The sequence below is a fragment of the Pseudomonas sp. MIL9 genome, assembly GCF_016887925.1.
GTDB lineage: Bacteria > Pseudomonadota > Gammaproteobacteria > Pseudomonadales > Pseudomonadaceae > Aquipseudomonas > Aquipseudomonas mohnii.
In genome coordinates this window covers 39382-57714 of sequence record NZ_JAFEHE010000030.1, presented here as the reverse complement: position 1 = coordinate 57714, position 18333 = coordinate 39382, and the positions used below count along the sequence as shown (strand labels likewise).

Here is an 18333-nt window from a genome sequence, read left to right as displayed (position 1 = left end):
TCGATTCGTATACCCGCACATGCGGGTATACGATTTCTAACTCTCAACCCAACCCACTCACCCGCGCAAACTCCACCAACCCACCATCATGGTCAAGCCCCAACTTGTCCATGGCGGTGCGTTTTTGTCGGCTAATGGTTTTTTCACTGCGGTTGAGCAGTGCCGCGATCTGGCGACCGGACATGCCCTGGACGAACAGACGTACTACCTCCAGTTCACGGTCGGAAAGACTCACCGCCGACGTACCGCTTTCAGACTCGACCAGGGTCTGGGCCTGCAGAACACTGGCGAATGCCGGGCAGAGGTAACTTCGCCCACTGGTCACCCGCTGTGCCGCCCGCTTCAATTCCTTCATCGGACTGCGCTTATCGAACAGCCCTTTGACACCCGCGTTCAACAATGCCTGCAACAGCGAAGGGTTGCGCATCGTGGTCATGACCACCAGCGGGATACGGGCAAAGTGGCGCTTGAGGTAACCCATCAATGCCATGCCATCGGGAAAGCGCCCATAAGGCATCGCATAATCGCTGATCACCAGATCACACGGCGTGTGCTCCAGATGGTTGATCAGTTCATCGGCGTTGTGCGCCAGGGCGACCACCGAAAACACTGAGTCAGGTGGCGAGCACAGGGCAATTTTTGCGCCTCCCAGTACCACGGGATGGTCGTCGGCGAGAATGATGCGTAGCCGAACGTGGGTTGGGTGCCCGTACGATACGGGCGAATCGTCACAGGCACTCTGGAGGGCGGGCGAAGAGGGCAAGAATTGAGGCTTGATTTCCGGATTCATGAAATGTCTCAACAGGGTCGATGACACGCGGACCCTCGATGAGAGCTGGTTCAAGGCATTCGGATCAAGCCTTGTTTCAGCGCCATGACCAGGGCGACCCAGCGTGAGCTCACATCGAATTTTTTGCGAATGTTGCCGAAGTGGTAGTTCACACCCGCCTCGGAACAGCTGAAGATCTGCGCGATTTCCCAGGAAGATTTGCCCGCTGCGATCCACATCAGGACTTCTTTTTCCCTGGGGGTGAGCTTGACTTTCTTGGGTTGATCGACCTCCTGAACGAGCTGTTTGAGCGGGGCTATCGATGAACGAACTGAGGCGGTAGTGGACTGATGCATTTTGGTTCTCCCATTCATCATCTATGACGGCGTGGGCGCGGCAGAATCGTCCTACTTCAAAAAGGCGTGGTTCGCGCTGCCGTCCTACAAAACCCGGTGCAGGGCTGTAGGCGAGGTCTCGTTATAACGCGAATTAACCGACTTGGAACCTGTCAGAAATTACAGGTGACGGACTTTAGTCGGGTGCTATGGAAAAGGCTGTCAGCGAAAGACTCTCGCGGTTGTAGGACGGATCTTTGAATGATGACCTCCTGAGAAATGCGCGTTAATTTTTTGAATAGGCGAGACTTTATGCATTGAACGGAGCCGAGTTAGCACGCAAATGCTGACCGAATACACGCCAATGCAGCGGCCAGTTTTTGATCCGCACCGATATCGCCGTTCGTCGCTTAAAAACGCGGGTGGCGCGTTTCTCGATTTGAGATAGGGTTGTGGCTGGGAACCCGCGCGACAGGAGAATGACATGCGCTATTCAGCCTTGACCCAACGCATTGCCGGAGAAGGGGCGGCGGCCTGGCAGATTCACGATCGAGCGTTGCAATTGCGCGAGCAGGGCGTCGATGTACTGCTGTTGTCCATCGGCGATCCGGATTTCGACACTCCCCAGCCCATCGTGCAGGCCGCCATCGACAGTTTGCTGGCCGGTGACACGCACTATCCGCAAGTGCGCGGCAGCCGGGGTCTGCGCGACAGTATCGCCCGTCGTCACCGCCAACACAGCGGCCAGGCTGTGGATGCCGACCATGTGATTGTTTTTCCGGGCGCGCAGTGCGCGGTCTATTCAGTGGTGCAATGTTTGCTCGATCCGGGTGACGAAGTACTCATCGCCGAACCCATGTACGTGACCTACGAAGGTGTGATCGGTGCATGCGCGGCCAGAGTCGTGTCAGTGCCAGTGAGCCCGCAGAACGGCTTTCGCGTGGACCCGGCGGATGTCGCTGCGCGGATAACGCCCAGAACCCGGGCCATTTTGGTCAACAGCCCGAACAATCCGTCGGGGGCCAGTCTTTCACTGGAGATCTGGCAGCAACTGGCAGCGCTGTGCATTCGTCATGACCTCTGGCTGATCAGCGACGAGGTCTACAGCGAGCTGTTGTATGAGGGCCGGCACATCAGCCCGGCGAGCCTGCCGGGCATGGCCGAGCGTACGGCGACCATCAACAGCCTGTCCAAATCCCACGCCATGAGCGGATGGCGAGTGGGCTGGGTCATCGGGCCAAAACCCTTGGCCGAGCATCTTGTGAACTTGTCGTTGAGCATGTTGTTTGGAATTCCGGACTTCGTGCAGAACGCCGCGCAACTGGCATTGGACAAAGACTTGCCGCAAGTGGCGTCGATGCGTGAGGAATATCGCCAGCGCCGCGATCTGGTATGCGAGATTCTTGGCCAGTGCCCGGGTTTGCGCCCCGTTCTGCCCGATGGCGGCATGTTCGTGATGGTCGATGTGCGCCAGACAGGTCTCTGTGCCCAACGCTTCGCCGAGCGACTGCTGGAAGGTTACGGTGTATCGGTTCTCGCAGGCGAGGCGTTTGGGCCGAGCGCGGCGGGGCATATTCGTATTGGCCTGGTGGTGGATCAACTGCAATTGCTGGACGCCTGTCGGCGCATCGCGTTGTGTGCCAGCGACCTTCTGGAACCTCATGCGAATGTTGGTTGAAAAATTCTGATGATCTGGCCATGGAAAGCATAGAAACTGGCTGAACGCCACTGTCAGTTCTGTCAGTAGCGCAGTCCCAGCAAACGGTATTTAAATGGCAAACAATCGAACCGTTGCTGGAGGCTTCCGAATGAGTGGGCACGAAAACGAATCATCCTTGCCTGGGGTGGCGTATGTGGTGCCGCCGATCACCATCACCGCGTCCGCTCAGTCGACCTCGGCCATTCGCGTGATCTGGGGATACACGGCCGGTGGCGGGCACACCGCTTCGCGGGTGAGGTGGGCGGTGGTCGGCGGCTCCACGGTCGGCGAGTTCGATGTCCCCATCAGTTCGTTGACCTATATCGTCAGCGGGCTGAATCCGAACACGGAATACCTCATCCAGGTCTTCGGGCTCAAGGGCGGCGAGGTATCGCCAGTCAGCAAGGACGCCCAGGCCAAAACCCATCCCGCCGCCTCGGTTCCGGCAAGCCCGACCAATCTGGGCGCCACACCCGCCAAAAACAGCATGGCCCTGAGCTGGTCCGGCCCCGCCGACGCTTCGAGTTACAAGATCAGTTATGGTCTGGCCCCCAGTGGCGCGGTGATCGGCACCCAGACGTCGGTGGCAACAGCTCACACGGTCAGCGGCCTGAACGCTGGAACCAACTATTACTTTGATGTGCGTTCGTCCAGCAACGTCGGCGATTCGGCGCCGACTCGGATCAATAAACAGACCTTGCCTGAAGCGGCGAACGTGGCCCCGCCGATCACCATCACCGCGTCCGCTCAGTCGACCTCGGCCATTCGCGTGATCTGGGGATACACGGCCGGTGGCGGGCACACCGCTTCGCGGGTGAGGTGGGCGGTGGTCGGCGGCTCCACGGTCGGCGAGTTCGATGTCCCCATCAGTTCGTTGACCTATATCGTCAGCGGGCTGAATCCGAACACGGAATACCTCATCCAGGTCTTCGGGCTCAAGGGCGGCGAGGTATCGCCAGTCAGCAAGGACGCCCAGGCCAAAACCCATCCCGCCGCCTCGGTTCCGGCAAGCCCGACCAATCTGGGCGCCACACCCGCCAAAAACAGCATGGCCCTGAGCTGGTCCGGCCCCGCCGACGCTTCGAGTTACAAGATCAGTTATGGTCTGGCCCCCAGTGGCGCGGTGATCGGCACCCAGACGTCGGTGGCAACAGCTCACACGGTCAGCGGCCTGAACTCCGGAACCAACTATTACTTTGATGTGCGCTCGACCAATAACGTCGGCGATTCGGCGCCGACGCGGATCACCCGGCAGACCCTGCAAGTACCGCCGACGCCCGCTGGCTTGCGGGCGACGTCGACAATCTCGACCCTGGAAATTCAATGGTCTGCGGCCACGGGGGCCGTCGATTATGTGATCCGTTACGGCATCGAACCCGGCGGGGCGGTCAATACGCTGACCACCCGGCTACTGCACGAAACGCTGGCCAACCTCAACAAAAACACGCTGTATTTCGTCGAAGTCAGTGCCCGCAATGCCAACGGCGAGTCTTCGCCGTCGCGCATCACTCAACGAACGCTGGATGGCCCTCCATTACCGCCCAAACCGGGCCCGTTGGTTGTGCTGGACACCTTCGATACGGTGCGAGTCAGTTGGGCCACGATCAATCAGCCAGGTTACGAGGTGGCCTATGGATTGCTCAGTCAACACCCACAAGTCATCGCCCGATATGAGACCGAGCACCTGACCTGGCTGTTGAGGTACCTGTCTCCCGATGTGACCTATTTCATCGAGGTGCGAGCCTTTAATGAGACCGGATATTCAGCGCCCTCGTCCGCGACCGTCACCATCGGCCCGGACAGGACGCAACCACGAAACCTGAACAATCCCGGCAGGACGTTCAACGAAGCGAGGCTGACCTGGGATGCTCCGCAGGACGCCTCTTATCTGATCGATTACGAAGTCACCTGTCCCGGACGACCTCTTGTTCGCACCAGCGTGCGTGAGCACATCGCCACGGGGTTGATGCCCGAACAGGAGTATCGGTTCACGGTTCAGCCCCGTCGTTCCGAAGGACCCGTACCGGCCCTGTCGGCTGTGATCAACGTGGTGACCCATGACCGGGTACCGCCTATTCGCGTGACGGCCCTCAAGCTGACGCTCTCGACGCCTGGCAATGCGCTGCTGAGCTGGAGTGCATCGCAGGACAATGTCGGGGTCACCGGCTATGAGGTGCGTCGCAACGCGGGTAGCTGGGTGTCGGTGAGCGGTAACAGTTACCCGGTTTCAGGCCTGGGGAGCTCGGAGGTTTTTGATGTCAGGGCCAAAGATGCCGCTGGAAACCGTTCCCTGTCGGTAACGAAGACGTTCACTAACGGCACGGCATCTGCTACTTCAGCCTGACTTCGTGCGATGCCCGATGGCGGGATGTACGCCAGACCTGCTGGATGCCCGGCGGGTCTGAAAAGATCGCAGCCTTTGGAAGCGCCTGCGTTGAAGTGCGTTCCCTCAATGAGCTGCCGACGACTGCGACCTTTTGATTTTCAGCCTTTCCAGGCCGCGCCATTCACCAGATTAACCGGCCGCTGACCCGCCAGCGCCGCCAACAGGTTGTCCACCGCACACCGGGCCATCGCCTCCCGTGTCTCATGGGTGGCCGAGCCCATGTGCGGCGTGGCCACCACATTGTCCAGTTGCAGCAACGGCGAGTCATGACCCAGCGGTTCACGCTCGAACACGTCCAGCCCGGCGGCGCGAATCTGCCGTTCGCTCAAGGCCCGGATCAGCGCCGCTTCATCCACGACTTTGCCTCGGGAAATATTGATGAAGATGGTCTCTGGACGCATCAGCGCGAACTGCCGCGGACCGATCAGCCCTTCGGTTTCGGCGGTCAGCGGCAGCGTCAGGCAGACAAAATCAGCCTGCTGCAGCAAGTCGTCGAGGCTGCGGTACTGGGCATTGAACCGCTGTTCGACCGCCGGTTTCGGCGAGTGGCTGTGGTAGATCACCGGCATGCCGAAGCCGAAGTGCCCACGTTGGGCCAGGGCTTCGCCTATGCGTCCCATGCCGATGATGCCCAGGGTCTTGCCGTGGACATCGCTGCCGAAGTGCGCGGGGCCGATGTTGCGGGTCCACCGGCCGTCGCGAACCAGGTTCGCCAATTCCACTACGCGCCGCGCGGTGGCCAGGATCAGGGCGAAACCGGTGTCGGCGGTGGTTTCGGTCAGCACATCCGGTGTGTTGCTGAGCAGGATGCGCCGCTCGGTCAGGTAGCCGATGTCGTAGTTGTCGACGCCCACCGAGACGCTGGCGATGGCTTCAAGATGCGGCGCCAGGTCGAGCAGCTCGGCATCCAGTTTCAGGCTGGCGCCGAGCAAGCCCTGGGCTCGGGGCAGGGCGTCGCGCAGCCTGGCCAGCCCTGTGGCATCGAGGCTTTCGATCAGCGTCACTTCAGCCTGCTCGTGCAAGCGAGCCATCAGCGACGGCGACAGTTTCTTGTATAGAACGACCTGCTTTTTCATCCGGGTTCTCTCGACATCAATTCATGGGTGGGCGGCGGTGCGACGGGTCAGCGCGACCGTGGGACGCTCCCGGTCGCTGGCGCCGGGCTTGAGGAAAATCGTCAGTACCACCGAGAGCATCAATGCGCCGCTCATCAGCAGGTACGAGGCGCCGGGTGAGCCGGTAGAGCTGTTCAGGTAGCCGACCAGGTAGGAACCGCCGAACGAACCCAGGGCGCCCATGCTGTTGATCAGTGCCATGGCGCCGCCGGCGACGTTGGAGGGAAGGATTTCCGGAATGATCGCGAAGAAGGGCCCGTAAGGCGCGTACATGCAGGCACCGGCAATCACCAGCAGGGTATAGGACCACCAGAAATGTTCGGCGCCCAACGCGTAGGAAGCGTAGAAGGCGATGTTCTGGGGCTTGATAAAAGTTAGAAGGTAAGTACTTTATAAACAGTAATTTAGAAAGCAACCATAGAAGCATTGGTTTAGATCATAGGTTGGGGGGGCGGTTGATGGAGCTTGTGTGGGCTACTGAACTCTTGGTGATTGGCGGTCGCCCGTATCCAGGCTTTCCGATCTTGCTTTGGGACACGATGGACAGTTGCGTTCCTGCCAATGAATTCATGCGCCACTTTCTATTGCGGGGAGCCATTGGGTCGCGGAAATCTTGGCCAAGCACGGGGCGTGCTCTTTACGACTTTTTCAGTTTCCTTCAGGCACATGAGCTCGACTGGCGAGACGTAGATCGTGGCGAGGCCAAGAGTGTCGTTGCCGGTTACCGGGACTACTGCCTGGTGGAGTGTCAGTTGGCCCGATCAACAACCCGGCAACGACTCCACTATATCTGCAAGTTTTATGAGTATGCCCAGCAGCAGGAATGGGTGAGCAGACTGCCGTTTGGTTATGAGGAGCGGAAGATCAAGCGGGCTCCCGGCTTTCTTGCACACATCGATGCCAGCGGCGGAAAGGCAATGGTGAACGACGTCATGCCGCGTCAGCATCGGGTGCTGCCGAAGTTCCTCAGCATGGATGAGATTAAGGAGTTGCTGGAGAAGGCGGAAAATCCGCATCACCGAATGATGATTCGACTTGGACTTCAGACTGGCCTGCGGCGAGCGGAAATCGCCTCTTTTCCGTTGGCGTATGTCTTCGATCCGGACAAAGCCGGTAGGCACGAGCGCAACATCCGGATTCGCCTTGATCCACACGATGGTCACGGAATGCGAACGAAGGGAAGCAAGCCGCGTGACATCTATATCAGTCGACGCTTTCTCGCGGATCTGTACCGGTATGTAGTGCAGGTTCGTGGTGAGCGGGCTTCACTGAGTCGTACTCAACACAAATCGCTGTTCTTGAATCAGTTCGGTGAGCCCTACGCCGATGATGGTAAACGCATCGAACGCATTGTCCGAGAAATTGGCAAGCGTGCGGATATCAAGGTTCATACGCACATGCTTCGCCACACCTACGCGACCCATACTCTGGTCGCCCTTCAGCGCAATGGCAGCAGCCTGGAACCGCTCGTGTTTGTGCAGCGGCAGCTCGGTCATAGTTCGATCCAGACGACGATGGTGTACCTGCACTTGGTCAACGAACTGGCCGACAACGCGGTGCTGGCTTACGACGATGAACTGTCTGACGACTTGGGAGCTGTTTAATGGGGAAGCGCAAGGTCTTCTTAAAGACCGACCTCAATATCCCGCAAGTCGAGCATAGTCACGACGCGAACGGGTCTGTCATTGTTCTGCCCGAAGTGATTCCACCTGTCCACACAAAGGTCAATTTCGGAAGGAATGCCACGCGTTCCCGAGGCATCGACTTCGCTTTCTGGTACGGCGTGGGTATCGATTCAATCACGTATGCCTGTCAGCGACAGACTGAACGCTTTCTGGCCCAGCAGGACACTGGGGTCGAAGCGAGTACCGTAGCAAGCTTCTGTAAAGGCGGTTTACGCCACTTCCTTAACTTCATGATTTTGCGTGCAACCGCGCTCAGCCGTGAGTTGACCCTGAACGCCATCGATCGCGCATTGATTGACGATTTTCTTGGCTACCTTGCTGGATTGGGCATTACCACGCTTAGCCAGAGTACTCACTACACCGGTATGAAGTGCGTCCTTCACGCGTTGGGCCGCAGAGGGATAATTTCGTTGGTCACCACAGGGGACGATGCGACGTTTCCGCGAAACCCGTTCCCAAACAGTGGCAAGAGTAAGGGGGAAACGCCACTACCGAAACGTCAGCGACAAGCGTTCACCTCAGCATTAAAACAGGCGACCCTGCCAATCTGGAATGAAGACGCCGTTGTGACAGGTGAGCTACTGGCTTATGCCTTGTTGACCGTTGCGCTGCACACCGGGCGTAACGCCACGCCGCTGCTGGAGATGGGGCACGATTGCCTGCGCGCTCACCCCAAAGACAACAGTGTCTTTTTGGTCCTCTGGAAACGTCGCGGACACAGCAGCAGTAAAGTGGCTCTGCGCGCAGAGAGCGCCACTGAGCGTCGTCTGGAGTCGACCCCAACCATCAAAACCAACATTGAACGCCTGATCCGCCGTGTCCTTGCTCACAGTGAAACGCTGCGTGCGGAGGCTCCGAACGACATCAAGGATTGCGTTTGGCTGTATCGCGTGCACCGTGGTCCAGGCGTCGGCACGGTCATTGTCCTGACGGATTCAGCGTTGAAACTAGCGGCCAAAAAATTGGTGACTGATTATGGACTCGTCGATACGGATGGTCGGCCGCTGCGCATCAACATCTCTCGACTACGTAAAACGTTTGCCAACCGAATATTCGAATTGCTCGCGGGTGACCTGATGACCACGGCCATCGCGCTTGGTAACACACCACAGGTGGCCGGACGAAATTACTTGGCACCTAGCGCAGACGCGAGGCGCAACTGGCAGTTTATGGGCGAGATAATGGTTCAGGAACTGCTCAGCCGGACCATTGGCGCTACTTACAAAACTACCCCAATGGGGCGCTGTGGTGATCCGGTGAACGGCCAATATGCACCAAAACGTGAGGGGGAAGCGTGCTTCTCATTCCTCAACTGTCTGCGATGCAAACATTACGCGGTCACGGGAGACGATTTGCACCGGCTATTTAGTTTTTACTTCCGTGTGTTTGCGGAGCGTACCCGCATGAACAAGCGGCGTTGGGCGCAGGAATACGCGCATATTCCTCGATTGATTGACGACTATATCGTGGCTGAAGGGCTGCGGCGTGGAACCTTCAAATCGGCCGTCGTTGAAGCTGCTCGCGAGCAGGCTCGCCGCGATCCGCACCCGTTTTGGTCGTCCGATGTAGTGGAAAGTCTGGAGATGTTTGCATGAGCAAAAGCAATGTGGCCATGTTGCCTTGGGCAAGCATCGAACTACAACCAGGGGATATACGTGAGTTGCCCGAGGGCGACCGCGAAGCACTCATTGTCAGCGCCATCCATGTTGATGGCCACTGGGTCATCCTCAGTCGCTATCGCGACAACATTTGGCAGCTCGAAGGGTTGACTAGCAATGTACCGGACAACATGAGGAATTTGGACTTCAATCGAGTACCCGCTGCGTTTGTAACGGTGATGAAGTCCCTCTTGTACCGCTACCTACGGCGCGGTCGCGCAGGGCAGAAGCGTCCCGTGGCAAGTACTTTGCGCAATGTTTTTGAAAATGTATTGCCCTTTCTACGGTATCTAAGCGCGCTTAAGCTCGGTCACTTCGGCGCTGTAACGCCCATGATCTGTGCAAATTACGTCGCCGAGTGCAAGGAGATCCGACAGACGCGTCGCAATCGGGGGCAGGCGCTGTCTCCGGCGGCCCTTGAACGTCGTTTTATGTCAGTCGAGGCGCTTCATGAACTCAGTCAGTACACCAACGACCCAATCCCAAGACATCCCTGGCCTGATACATCGGCGAGAGCCCTGGCCGGTAGAGCCTCCCTCAACAGTGAGGCCGGCAAAACGCCGTTGATACCAGATGAGGTGTTTTGTACTTTGTTCGAGAAGGCCTATGAACAGGTTCAGCGCGGTGAGCGTCTGCTCGATCTGCGCGACGCCCTCGATAGCGTCGCAGTAGCGCGCAAGGGACAGGTGATCAGATCAGTTCAGGAGCATAAGGTTCGCCAGCTGACGGCTCTTGGGTGGGAAGGCGGGCTTGAGACATTCAACCAAGCGATTAAAGATTTGAGAACTGCCTCCTATATCGTTCTGGCCAGCACCTCCGGTTGCCGGAATCATGAGTTGGCCAACGTAAAATCTGGCGCGCACCACCGTACGGAAGACGATGAAGGCACGGTCTTCCACTGGCTGCGCTCCACATCGGAAAAAACCGATACCGGCGTGCACGACTGGATGATTCCAGAAATTGCTGTGCACGTGTTGCGCCTAATGGAGCGTTGGGCCGAGCCGTACCAGGCGATGATCGACGCTGAGATCGCCGAGCGAAGAATGCTTAACTCGAGTGATCCGCAAATCGCCACGGCGCAGAAGCATCAGCAGGCTCTCTTTCTCGGGGTGGCTGCCACGAAGCGTAATCAAGTTCGTACCCTCTCGGGTTCGGCATGGAACATGTGCCTCAAAGCGTTCGCGAAGAGCTGTGGTCTGATCTGGATCTTAGCCAGCCATCAATTTCGCCGTAAATTCGCCAACTACGCAGCGCATAGCCAGTTTGGCGACCTGCGTTACCTGCGTGAGCATTTCGCGCACTGGTCCATGGACATGACCTTGGGCTACGCCATGGATCAAGATTGGGGGCAGCATCTCGATATCGAACTGTACGAAGACATCCAGTCAGAACTCGAAGACATCAAGTCCGAGGTCGTCGGTACTTGGCTGGGGGACACACCACTGACTGGCGGCTACGGTCGATCGATCAAGCATTGGCAGCGCGATTCGGCGAACCTCGCGATCTTCAAGAACCACGCCTCGATGGTGACCTCGATTGCTGAGAGCACCGCGATTCGAAGTAATGGTCATGCCTGGTGTACCGCCGCCGATGATCGTTGCGTCGGCAACACCATGGAGCGAACGCGCTGCGGCGACTGCAACAACGCCGTGATTGGAGGTGCCCATGTTGGTATCTACCAGCGTCTTTATGGCAACTTGAAGGGGTTGTTGGATTGCAACGATATTGGTGACGGTGGTCGACAGCGCGTATTGCGTGATTTGGATCGCTGTCGTGACGTGCTTATGCAGCTTGGATACGACCCGGAGGCGAACGTAGTATGACGATCAAACGCAAGCCCTCGGACGCCCGCGAGCGGGATTTGCAACTCGCGCTCGCGCGCATCCAGCGTGGTCGGACGCACACCGGAGAATCCAAGGTCACCATCGCCGCGGTGGCGCGTGAGGCCGGTGTTTCGACGGCGCTGATCCACAATCACTACCCAAATATCGCCGAAGCGATCCGTGAAGCTCAGGGACGTTCGAGTCGTGCTCAGCGGGATGTGAAACACCAGGATCTCTTGGCTGAACGCGAGAAAAATCGAATGCTCCGCCAAGAGAATGAGGAGCTACGCGTGAAGATTGCCAACCTCGCCTCGATTAACGAGGTATTGATAGCCGAGACCCGTGTTCTAAAGGCAAAGCAGAGCGACCCCAAGGTAGTAGATCTACCCTCGGGCAAGTTGTAATTCCGTAAGCTCTCGCTCTCTAAATGTGCTACGAAAATGCTCTGATACTCCCTCCAAGTATGTTCTGTCCGTCGGACGGAATCTGCCAGAAGGGAAGGACTTACAAAAAAATCACTGGGGAGTGTCAGCCAAACAACATGCCGCAGACGAATCGTTTCAAGAAGTGTGCCCATAACCGTCCGTCCAACACACCTTCCTGATCCCAACGCTAAGGGCGATTGTGTGCAAGTGATGCGACTGCTGTTCAGTGGGAATGTGATCTGGCAACGTATCGGTCGGCAACCCATTGAGCAGCAGGTCCCCTCAACACCAGTGTTCCTCGATGCATAATTTGACGAGATAGAGGTAGCAAGCTCTAATTCCAGTAATGCATCGTGGCGATGCTCTAAAGCCAGCGATAGAGGAGTCGGACATGAGCAAGGCTCTGTTTTTTACAACAGCTCTCCGATGTAGTGTCTGTAGAACAGCAGTACTCCAGCGCTCTCGACCCGGCGCGCAATCAGGTTGCAGTGACGCTTCTCGGTGATCAGCAAGGACGCATCGCCCAGGCGGAGGGGTTTAGCGTGAAGTCGGCACCTGCGCTGGTATCGACCACCAATCATTCACATCAACTTCGGTGCCGCGCTCGCGGACTGAAGTACTGAGGCAACCATGAAGCGCTTACTCGCTGCACTGACACTGGCAACCCTCGTCAACCCTGTCCTGGCGACAGATGCGGAAGTGCCGTACCCGACCGGCTACCGCGACTGGCACCACGTCAAGAGTATGGTCATTGACCAGGGACATCCGCTTTACGAAGCCTTCGGCGGCATCCATCACCTGTATGCCAATAAGCAAGCGATGGAAGGTTACCGATCAGGTAAGTTTCCGGATGGCGCGGTCATCGTGTTCGATTTGCTGGACGCGAAGCGGGCCGACAATGCTGTGACCGAAGGAGCGCGCAAGGTTGTGGGCGTCATGCACAAGGATGCGAAGCAGTTCAGTGCGACGGGGGGCTGGGGGTTCGAAGGCTTCGGCAGCGGTGACTCAGCCAATCGCGTCGTGCGTGCCAAGGCGACGACCGCCTGCTTTGCCTGCCATACCCCGCAAAAAGATCACGACTACGTGTTCAGCCGCTTGCGTGACTGAGCGAGAAACATCGACAGTTTTGCGGTGGTCTCAGAGTGACAAATGAGCCAATGGTTCAATAAGGTTTCTGAAATTAATGCGACTTTTCTCAAATTAACGCAGACTTCATATTCGCCTGCTAGCTGAAGCCTTCAATTGATGTGGCGGGGGTAACGCAATCTCTCAAGAATGAAACTCTTGGTCGGATTTACCTTGTTGGGTGGTCGTCATGATGCTCGGACGTTTGCCCTTTACGCGGCGCTGCTCCAAGCGTGACATGGTTCAAAATCATTCATACTGGTTAAAATTGGTTCAGGCTGAATCAATTTACAACCCTAACGAATAGAGCTTACTTGTTTGAGTATTCATATGGATTGAATTGGCTGTCGATTACGAAGCGAAAGGGAGCGCTTACGTCTTTCGCAACGTGCGTTTGGTCAATTAGGTGGTGTGGAGGCAAACGCTGAAGGCAAATACGAAAGTGGCAAACGCATGCCTAAAGCTGATTATCTCGCAGCCATCACGAATCACGGTGTAGACATTCTCTTCGTGCTCACCGGCACGAATACGCCGATTTCTGCCGACAGTCTCAACCAAGTCGAAAAAAAGATACTGGTTAGCTTCAGAACCTTCGGGCATGGGCAGCCCGTAAGCTGCGCATCACTGGCACGCCTGACCCGCAGACCCTGCAACTCATCTTGCAGCAGTTATTGCGATGATTTCTCCTCCCGCTGGAGCCCGCATCTGGATCGCCGCCGGTGTCACGGACATGCGCCGTGGCTTCGACGGTTTAGCCGCACTGGTGCAGACTCAGCTTAAAGCCGATCCGTTCTCCGGTCAGATTTTCGCCTTTCGCGGACGGCGCGGTGACCGGATCAAATTGCTGTGGTGGGACGGCGACGGGTTGTGCCTGTTTTGCAAACGGCTGGAACAAGGGCGCTTCGTCTGGCCGCAAGCAACCAGCGGCAGCGTGTCGCTGACGGCTGCGCAGTTGTCGATGCTGTTGGAAGGCATTGATTGGCGCAGGCCAATTCGTACAGCACCTGTCCTCGCGGTCTGACTTGCCACGCTGAAAAAAATCCCAAGTAACATTCGGTCATGACTCTCGCGACCGACTCTCTGCCTAACGATCTTCAAGTCTTGAAGGCTCTGGTCTCTGCCCAGCGGGCAGAGATTGAGCGCTTGAAAATGATGATCGCCAAGCTGCGTCGTACGCAGTTCGGTCGCAGCTCCGAGCAACTGGACGCGATGATCGATCAGCTCCAACTGAGTCTTGAAGAGTTGCAAGTCAGCCAGACGGAACTGACGCCGCCAACCGAACCGCCACCTCGCCCTATCTCTCGGCGCAAGCCATTACCTGAACACCTGCCTCGCGAAATTCACGTCCATCAGCCCGAATCACAATGTTCTGGTTGCGGTGGGAAACTTCGCCTGCCGTCAGTGCCAAACGACCGGCACCACGGCTACCGGCAACTCGAACTTCTCAGTAGCCGCCCAGCAATGCCTTGAACACTTGCGTAGGTCCAATCCGAAGTTCTCCGCGGGCTCCAGCCCATAAGACGCTGCCTTGGGATAATGTTCGTAACTGCGCGCACGATGTTCGTAACGAACTTTTTTCAACAAATCCAATGCGGGTGTAATGGTAGCTCTTGGCTTGGCGGCTGAAGAAAAATGGTGTGCTGGATTCTAGGTCATTGATCGACACAAGGCTCTATTTGGCCAATTTCCAAAGGGCTACCAGCGCTTGTTGCCGCTCGTCAGAGAGAGGCGCTGATTAAGCAAGAACGATGATTCATGTGACTAATGACTAATAGTTGAATTGGGTTTTTATTCACTTTCGACCTTTGACACCAGTGTTCAATGTCTGTATTTTTCGAATGTGAACATTTTGCGAATGTTCCACTGCAACACTCGGCAGCAAGCTCGAGATCGAAGGGGATCTTGCTTCAGTGAAAATCGCGCTTTGACCCTGATGAAAAAGCGCCCGACAACAACAAAAAACGAGGTTTTCAATGACGACTGCATTACAACAACCTTCGCTCTCGAGCCAATGCATGGCCGAGTTCCTGGGTACTGCTTTACTGATCTTCTTTGGTACGGGCTGTGTTGCCGCGCTCAAGGTCGCGGGTGCCAGCTTTGGCCTTTGGGAAATCAGCATCATCTGGGGGATCGGCGTGAGCATGGCGATCTACCTGACCGCCGGTGTTTCCGGCGCCCACCTCAATCCGGCAGTCAGTATTGCGCTGTGCATTTTTGCCGACTTTGAAAAGCGCAAACTACCGTTCTACATCTTCTCCCAGGTCGCTGGCGCCTTCTGCGCAGCGTTGTTGGTTTACACGCTTTACAGCAACCTGTTCTTCGATTTCGAACAAACGCACCATATGGTTCGCGGCACACAAGCCAGCCTGGAACTGGCCTCGGTGTTCTCGACCTTCCCGAACCCTGCCTTGTCGACGGGCCAAGCATTTCTGGTTGAAGTGATCATCACCGCCATTCTAATGGGCGTGATCATGTCCCTGACCGACGACAACAATGGTCTACCAAAGGGCCCACTGGCGCCGTTGCTGATCGGTCTGCTGATTGCCGTGATCGGCAGCTCGATGGGCCCGCTGACCGGTTTTGCGATGAACCCGGCGCGCGATTTCGGTCCTAAATTGATGACCTTCTTCGCCGGCTGGGGTGAAATATCTTTTACCGGCGGGCGCGATATTCCGTACTTCCTGATTCCGATTTTTGCACCGATCATCGGTGCCTGCCTCGGCGCTGCCGCCTATCGCGGGCTGATTGCCCGCCATCTACCCAGCGTCATACCTGCTACAAAGGATGCAGAACACGCCTGCAGAACACGCCATTGACGGCAAAGTAAAAGTTTCTTGAAAGCGGCGGCGCGAAATCCTGCCCAACCCTGATCTCGCGCCCCCACCCCCCCTTATTTCGTCCAAGGCAATCGACATGACCGACATTCAGAATAAGAACTACATCATTGCCCTCGATCAGGGTACGACCAGCTCCCGGGCGATCATTTTCGACCGCGACGCCAATGTGGTCTGTACCGCTCAGCGCGAATTCGCCCAGCATTACCCGCAAGCCGGTTGGGTCGAACACGACCCGATGGAAATCTTCGCCACCCAAAGTGCGGTGATGGTCGAGGCCCTGGCTCAAGCCGGCCTGCATCACGATCAGGTTGCCGCCATCGGCATCACCAACCAACGCGAAACCACCGTAGTCTGGGACAAGACCACCGGCCGCCCGATCTACAACGCAATCGTCTGGCAGTGCCGACGTAGCACCGAGATCTGCCAGCAGCTCAAACGCGATGGCCATGAACAGTACATCCGCGAAACCACGGGCCTGGTTACCGACCCGTACTTCTCCGGCACCAAGCTGAAGTGGATTCTCGACAACGTCGAAGGTAGCCGCGAACGCGCCCGCAACGGCGAGTTGCTGTTCGGCACCATCGACAGCTGGCTGATCTGGAAATTTACCGGCGGCAAGATCCACGTTACCGACTACACCAACGCTTCGCGGACCATGCTCTTCAACATCCACACCCTGGAGTGGGATGCGAAGATGCTTGAGATACTGGATATCCCGCGGGAAATGCTGCCAGAGGTAAAGTCGTCCTCGGAAATCTACGGCCATACCAAAAGCGGTATCGCCATCGGCGGCATTGCCGGCGACCAACAGGCTGCTCTGTTCGGTCAGATGTGCGTCGAGCCAGGCCAGGCGAAAAACACCTACGGCACCGGCTGCTTCTTGCTGATGAACACCGGCGACAAGGCCGTGAAATCCAAGCACGGCATGCTCACCACCATCGCGTGTGGCCCACGCGGCGAAGTCGCTTACGCGCTGGAAGGCGCGGTGTTCAACGGCGGTTCCACCGTGCAGTGGCTGCGTGACGAGCTGAAAATCATCAACGACGCTCACGACACCGAATACTTTGCCGGCAAGGTCAAAGACAGCAACGGCGTGTACCTGGTCCCGGCCTTCACCGGTCTAGGCGCACCGTACTGGGACCCGTATGCCCGTGGTGCGCTGTTCGGCCTGACCCGTGGCGTACGCGTGGATCACATCATTCGCGCGGCCCTGGAATCGATTGCCTACCAGACCCGCGACGTGCTCGACGCCATGCAACAGGATTCGGGCGAACGCCTCAAAGCCCTGCGCGTCGACGGCGGTGCAGTCGCGAACAACTTCTTGATGCAATTCCAGGCGGACATTCTCGGCACTCACGTCGAACGCCCACAAATGCGTGAAACCACTGCCCTGGGCGCTGCCTATCTGGCAGGTCTGGCCTGTGGCTTCTGGGGCAGCCTGGACGAACTGCGTGGCAAAGCCGTGATCGAGCGCGAATTCGAACCTCACTTGGCCGAAGCAGAGAAGGAAAAACTCTACGCCGGCTGGCTAAAAGCCGTGAGCCGCACCCGCGATTGGGAACCGCACGAAGAGGCTAAGTAAGCCAGAGCACTGACTCGTATCCGTATGTAACTGGCAGGGAGTGGATTCCTGCGGCATCATGGGCAAATTTTGCACGGCAGCCCAAAGGAAGCCCCATGAATCTGCCTCCCCGTCAGCAGCAAATCCTCGAGCTGGTCCGCGAACGCGGTTACGTCAGCATCGAGGAAATGGCTCAGCTGTTCGTCGTTACACCGCAGACCATCCGCCGCGATATCAATCAATTGGCGGAAGTAAATTTGTTGCGTCGCTATCACGGCGGCGCTGCTTACGATTCAAGCGTAGAAAACACTGCCTACGCCATGCGTGCCGATCAAATGCGCGATGAGAAACAACGCATCGCCGAAGCTATCGCCGCCCAGATTCCCGATCACGCCTCGCTGTTCATCAACATCGGCACCACCACCGAATCCATCGCCCGGGCGCTGCTCAATCACACCCAGCTCAAGGTGATCACCAACAACCTGCACGTCGCCTCGATCCTCAGCGCCAAGGATGATTTCGAAGTCCTGCTCGCTGGCGGCAATGTGCGCCGCGACAGCGGTGTCGTCGGCCAGGCCAGCGTCGATTTCATCAACCAGTTCAAGGTCGACTTCGCCCTGGTCGGTATCAGCGGGATCGACGAAGACGGCAGCCTGCTGGATTTCGACTATCAGGAAGTGCGGGTATCCCAGGCAATCATCGCCAATGCCCGACAAGTAATACTGGCGGCCGACTCCAGTAAATTTGGTCGTAACGCCATGGTTCGACTGGGACCGATCAGCCTGATCGATTGCCTGGTCACCGATCAGCCGCCAGTGCCGGCGCTGGCGCAGCTACTGAGTCAACACAAGATTCGCCTCGAGGTTGTTTAACCCCAAGGGCGGTTAAGCCCGCACTACAAATCCCCCCCCCGCA

At 57.4% G+C, this 18333-nt stretch carries 14 protein-coding genes and 4 pseudogenes; 13 read left to right on the top strand and 5 right to left on the bottom strand.

Annotated features, from left to right (window positions below; translation table 11 throughout):
* Positions 1 to 43: 43 nt before the first annotated feature.
* Both JQF37_RS27230 and JQF37_RS27225 read right to left on the bottom strand, forming a co-directional pair.
* The gene (locus tag JQF37_RS27230; RefSeq protein WP_130210282.1) at positions 44 to 790 is read right to left on the bottom strand and encodes a response regulator transcription factor; all 747 of its coding nucleotides are present in this window, start codon (positions 788 to 790) and stop codon (positions 44 to 46) included.
* Between the two features lie 50 nt (positions 791 to 840).
* The gene (locus tag JQF37_RS27225; protein ID WP_130210284.1) at positions 841 to 1125 is read right to left on the bottom strand and encodes a LuxR family transcriptional regulator; all 285 of its coding nucleotides are present in this window, start codon (positions 1123 to 1125) and stop codon (positions 841 to 843) included.
* Positions 1126 to 1588: 463 nt separating this feature from the next.
* Between JQF37_RS27225 and JQF37_RS27220 the strand changes: the two genes are divergently transcribed.
* Together JQF37_RS27220 and JQF37_RS27215 are read left to right on the top strand one after the other, a co-directional pair.
* Complete coding sequence (locus JQF37_RS27220) at positions 1589 to 2782, top strand: aminotransferase class I/II-fold pyridoxal phosphate-dependent enzyme (RefSeq protein WP_130210286.1); 1194 nt, start codon at positions 1589 to 1591, stop codon at positions 2780 to 2782.
* A gap of 130 nt (positions 2783 to 2912) precedes the next feature.
* Positions 2913 to 5147 carry a fibronectin type III domain-containing protein gene (locus tag JQF37_RS27215; protein WP_189340464.1) on the top strand — a complete coding sequence of 745 codons (2235 nt, stop codon included), beginning with the start codon at positions 2913 to 2915 and terminating at the stop codon, positions 5145 to 5147.
* A gap of 140 nt (positions 5148 to 5287) precedes the next feature.
* On the opposite strand, the gene JQF37_RS27210 is transcribed toward JQF37_RS27215, so the two are convergent.
* Both JQF37_RS27210 and JQF37_RS27205 read right to left on the bottom strand, forming a co-directional pair.
* Positions 5288 to 6265 (bottom strand): D-glycerate dehydrogenase, encoded by a 978-nt coding sequence (locus tag JQF37_RS27210; protein ID WP_130210290.1) that lies wholly within the window; start codon positions 6263 to 6265, stop codon positions 5288 to 5290.
* Between the two features lie 21 nt (positions 6266 to 6286).
* Positions 6287 to 6661 (bottom strand): annotated as a pseudogene (locus tag JQF37_RS27205) (MFS transporter); the annotation flags it as partial.
* Positions 6662 to 6762: 101 nt separating this feature from the next.
* On the opposite strand from JQF37_RS27205, the gene JQF37_RS27200 reads away from it, so the two are divergent.
* From JQF37_RS27200 to JQF37_RS27170, 8 genes and pseudogenes are all read left to right on the top strand, one after another.
* Positions 6763 to 7908 carry a site-specific integrase gene (locus JQF37_RS27200; RefSeq protein WP_041506144.1) on the top strand — a complete coding sequence of 382 codons (1146 nt, stop codon included), beginning with the start codon at positions 6763 to 6765 and terminating at the stop codon, positions 7906 to 7908.
* Complete coding sequence (locus tag JQF37_RS27195) at positions 7908 to 9584, top strand: hypothetical protein (protein ID WP_041506143.1); 1677 nt, start codon at positions 7908 to 7910, stop codon at positions 9582 to 9584. The genes JQF37_RS27200 and JQF37_RS27195 overlap by 1 nt, the downstream gene beginning before the upstream one ends.
* Entirely contained in the window at positions 9581 to 11470 is a 1890-nt protein-coding gene (locus tag JQF37_RS27190) for an integrase (protein WP_041506142.1), read from the top strand. The genes JQF37_RS27195 and JQF37_RS27190 overlap by 4 nt, the downstream gene beginning before the upstream one ends.
* Positions 11467 to 11874, top strand: a complete 408-nt coding sequence (locus JQF37_RS27185; protein WP_041506141.1) for a TetR/AcrR family transcriptional regulator — start codon at positions 11467 to 11469, stop codon at positions 11872 to 11874. The genes JQF37_RS27190 and JQF37_RS27185 overlap by 4 nt, the downstream gene beginning before the upstream one ends.
* A 651-nt stretch (positions 11875 to 12525) precedes the next feature.
* A complete protein-coding gene (locus JQF37_RS27180) occupies positions 12526 to 13002 on the top strand; it encodes a cytochrome P460 family protein (RefSeq protein WP_041506140.1) in 477 nt (158 codons plus the stop codon).
* Between the two features lie 357 nt (positions 13003 to 13359).
* Positions 13360 to 13608: pseudogene (locus tag JQF37_RS31575) on the top strand (helix-turn-helix domain-containing protein); the annotation flags it as partial.
* 88 nt (positions 13609 to 13696) lie between these two features.
* Entirely contained in the window at positions 13697 to 14041 is a 345-nt protein-coding gene (gene tnpB / locus JQF37_RS27175) for an IS66 family insertion sequence element accessory protein TnpB (protein WP_041506139.1), read from the top strand.
* 38 nt (positions 14042 to 14079) lie between these two features.
* A pseudogene (locus JQF37_RS27170) lies at positions 14080 to 14409 on the top strand (IS66 family transposase); the annotation flags it as partial.
* 18 nt (positions 14410 to 14427) lie between these two features.
* Here the strand turns inward: JQF37_RS27170 and JQF37_RS31570 are convergent.
* Positions 14428 to 14622, bottom strand: a pseudogene (locus JQF37_RS31570) (Cys-tRNA(Pro) deacylase); the annotation flags it as partial.
* 371 nt (positions 14623 to 14993) lie between these two features.
* Here JQF37_RS31570 and JQF37_RS27165 point away from each other — a divergent pair.
* The 3 genes from JQF37_RS27165 to JQF37_RS27155 all read left to right on the top strand — a co-directional run bounded on the left by JQF37_RS27165 (position 14994) and on the right by JQF37_RS27155 (position 18290).
* On the top strand, positions 14994 to 15836 hold the full coding sequence (locus JQF37_RS27165) for an MIP/aquaporin family protein (RefSeq protein ID WP_057978705.1): 843 nt from the start codon (positions 14994 to 14996) through the stop codon (positions 15834 to 15836).
* A gap of 97 nt (positions 15837 to 15933) precedes the next feature.
* Complete coding sequence (glpK, locus tag JQF37_RS27160) at positions 15934 to 17439, top strand: glycerol kinase GlpK (RefSeq protein ID WP_057978703.1); 1506 nt, start codon at positions 15934 to 15936, stop codon at positions 17437 to 17439.
* Positions 17440 to 17534: 95 nt separating this feature from the next.
* Positions 17535 to 18290: a DeoR/GlpR family transcriptional regulator gene (locus tag JQF37_RS27155; protein ID WP_057978701.1), complete on the top strand. Its 756-nt coding sequence runs from the start codon at positions 17535 to 17537 to the stop codon at positions 18288 to 18290.
* Positions 18291 to 18333 lie beyond the last annotated feature (43 nt).